At 45.0% G+C, this 2,935-nt stretch carries 5 protein-coding genes; 1 reads left to right on the forward strand and 4 read right to left on the reverse strand.

All coding sequences use genetic code 11. The features are described from left to right. Positions 1 to 504 precede the first annotated feature (504 nt). From BN1127_RS09220 to BN1127_RS09225, 3 genes are all read right to left on the reverse strand, one after another. Entirely contained in the window at positions 505 to 915 is a 411-nt protein-coding gene (locus BN1127_RS09220; protein ID WP_005303890.1) for an H-NS family histone-like protein, read from the reverse strand. 351 nt (positions 916 to 1,266) lie between these two features. Next, complete coding sequence (locus tag BN1127_RS21350) at positions 1,267 to 1,566, reverse strand: hypothetical protein (RefSeq protein WP_082030024.1); 300 nt, start codon at positions 1,564 to 1,566, stop codon at positions 1,267 to 1,269. 108 nt (positions 1,567 to 1,674) lie between these two features. Then, complete coding sequence (locus BN1127_RS09225) at positions 1,675 to 1,878, reverse strand: hypothetical protein (protein WP_042649219.1); 204 nt, start codon at positions 1,876 to 1,878, stop codon at positions 1,675 to 1,677. Positions 1,879 to 1,989: 111 nt separating this feature from the next. Between BN1127_RS09225 and BN1127_RS21355 the strand changes: the two genes are divergently transcribed. Then, complete coding sequence (locus tag BN1127_RS21355) at positions 1,990 to 2,442, forward strand: antitoxin Xre/MbcA/ParS toxin-binding domain-containing protein (RefSeq protein WP_171269506.1); 453 nt, start codon at positions 1,990 to 1,992, stop codon at positions 2,440 to 2,442. A 275-nt stretch (positions 2,443 to 2,717) separates the two neighbouring features. On the opposite strand, the gene BN1127_RS22740 is transcribed toward BN1127_RS21355, so the two are convergent. Then, positions 2,718 to 2,935: hypothetical protein (locus BN1127_RS22740; protein ID WP_231557461.1), on the reverse strand; the 218-nt coding region annotated here is incomplete at its 5' end.

Consider the following 2,935-nt stretch of genomic DNA (forward strand, 5'->3'; position numbering starts at 1 on the left):
TGTTCACGATCTCGCCCTGACTGGTGGAGAGGGGATGCATTGAGAAATTACCTGGTGGCGGACGCAATACACGCTATCAGATCTGCTTGCACACCGAGGGAGTTTGAAAAAGCATCGCCATGGGGCGTTAATTTCATCTGGTAGATGAGAGCTGCGATTGGTGTACAAATGACGCTATTTAGTTAAATGTTGACGCCATGATGTGTGCCGTCAGGCATATGAACGAATAGACTTAACCGACAGTCATGGCTCTCAACTAATCTTTTGAGTGATAACAAACTATCGAGAACATCGGGATCTATTGCAGGAACATCACCAGGCCCGAGATTTGAAAGCAGTTTGGTCACACTGAGACGTACCAGTTGCTCTTCGGCCAGCGCCTTGGCTCTCTGGACAACCTCGGGTGATTCGGATGAAATCATATCCTCCAATGTCCTCCCCATACGGTGCTCCTACTACAGATAGAATTAAAGGCCCACGCCGAGCAGGCATGGGCTCTCAGCATTAGATCAAGAAGTCATCCAGTGCTTTTCCAGCCGCAACAGCGTCTGCAATGGCCTTGGGCATGCGCCCCTGGCCAGTCCATGTCTTCTCCTGACCGCCTTCGGTGTACTTGTATTTTGCAGGACGGGGAGCGCGTTTGGCTTTGTTGGCTGAACCATCAGCTTTCGCTGGAGCCGCAGTGCCAACCAGCTCACTCGGATCTATGCCCGCTTGTTTCAGCAGCTCGGTAAACTCAGCCAGTTTTTGCAGGCGTTCAGCTGACTCTTCTCTCAATTTGCTCTCTTGCTGCTCACGTTCGGCATAGATTTCGTCAAATTTGTCTTTAGCCTCGACCAACTGCTCATAAGACAACTCACGCAGTACAGCTCGCAGACTACGAATATTCATCAGTGTTTTCAAAAAATCGTTCATTGATAGCCTCATGTATCACATTTTTATATCATGAAAATTATCTCTCAATCTCAGCATCAGCTCCACTGTTTTTTGCACCAAGATAGTTTGGAAATAGCATCATTCAAAAATCGTGAGCTAAATTGCGCTTGAATCTATTTAATAGCCTAGCTCCAATCTGCTATGAAACTATGTAGCCAAAAATTAAATCTAGGTGGTAGTGAGCGTTGAGACCATCTCACCAGATGAGCCGATGAAGGATCTTGTTCGGCTCACGAAATGAGCCGATTGAAAAGTATCATTGGCTCACAGAATGAGTCGATGATAAGAGATTTTTATCTCCACACAAACTAGAGTATGGGAGCATATTACTCATATTATTTCCCTATTAGAATAATCACGCCCAAATGTGTCTGGGTTTGCAGCCTCATAGTCATCGTCAAACATATGTTCCCCGCGATGCATCTCCCTCACTGTTGCGAGTGTACCGAAAAAGCACATTTCACACAGATGCACCTTATAACGTTCACCATCGTGACGGGAACCATAGCCAAAATCCGCCGATAACGAGCCGTATTGATTGGTTCCAAAATTCGTTTTTGTACTACGACCACAGACATCACAGAGGACATCGACAACTTGTTCTGTTGGCACAATTTCTTTTACGAGCATGCAAAGCCCCTTAAGTAATAAGTTATGAAATCTATAATATTCTTCTGTGGTGGATATAGGAATAACCTGTGCAGGTTGGATATCATAGATGTCACCTGTATTGAACAGTTATTTGACATTTTGCTTTTGGATATCTTTGCACTCAAATTTTGGAGGTGTTTTCCAACCGGTAACGCGCCCGCTGCGTTTGTTGATCCTGCGGTATTCATTCCCCAGCAGGATTTCCCATTCAGAGCCGTTCTCCGATAGAACCTGAAAAGTAGTCCCAAGCTCAATGCCTAATCCAGGCTCAGTACAGACTAACTCGGTCATCAGCCCTCCTCAATGCAGGGGCATTCTGCTGTGAATCTTCCACTCAAAGCGACAGTTTGGAGTAGGATAGCTCATGAAAGGTCGTGTTTGTACAATGAGGAATGCTACATGATGCCCTATACAACCTATCATCCTAGTAGTGACGCAGCTACTCCGAACCAGCGCCTAGAAGGTCTTGGTATTCCTCGTGACCCACTAGGAGCACATCAATGGATCGTGGCTGGCGTAGCACCGGACATACTCTATCGGCTCGCTGAATTGATGAAGACTGATGTGGGGATGGTTTGCCAGTGGGCTGGTATTAGCCGGAGTACACTGGCCCGCAAGCTGCGGATTACAGCCCCCCTATCAATATCGCAGGGTGCCAGGGTATACGGAGTTGCACAGGCTCTCGATGTGGTTCTCGCCTTTCACAGGAACGATACCGTCAAGACACTGTCTTGGTTAAACCGCACAGCCTGGGGCCTAGGTGGTGTAGCCCCAGCTAAGTTGTTGGCTACACCAATGGGGGTTCAGGCTGTTGTCGATCTAGTGGGACGGATTCGGCATGGGGTGTGCCTATAAATTTAGGCAGCCTGCGGCCTCATCTTTCAGTTCAAAAAAACATCACGATAGTTTTTTTTCAAATTTTTTCATTTTAGCCACTTGAAAAATACTGAAAACTGTCCATTTACTAATTATGAGAACAAAAGACTTTTTTAAACATTCCGCTGCTTCGCAGCGAAGATAAACCAGTTTTACTACTTCCCCACATACTATTTTATTAGAATCGACACTGATATTAGCATTCAAACATGTCAAGCTTTAATAAATAGGCTCAAAAATCATGCTGTCATTACTTAACTAAGTGTCAAATTTCGTATGAGTAGAATCAAGACCGAAAAACAGTCATAATAAAATATGGTTATTTTCGCACCTATGGTGCGGGCTAAACAGACAAAAAGTTCCACCTTATGATTAGCATCTATTATTTTTTCATTTAACAGCCACCATTTATGGCGGCTGCCATGAATAATTAAAAATATTATTGATGATAACACGTAACCGTTCACCGGGA

Source organism: Aeromonas media, assembly GCF_000819985.1.
Taxonomy (GTDB): domain Bacteria; phylum Pseudomonadota; class Gammaproteobacteria; order Enterobacterales; family Aeromonadaceae; genus Aeromonas; species Aeromonas media.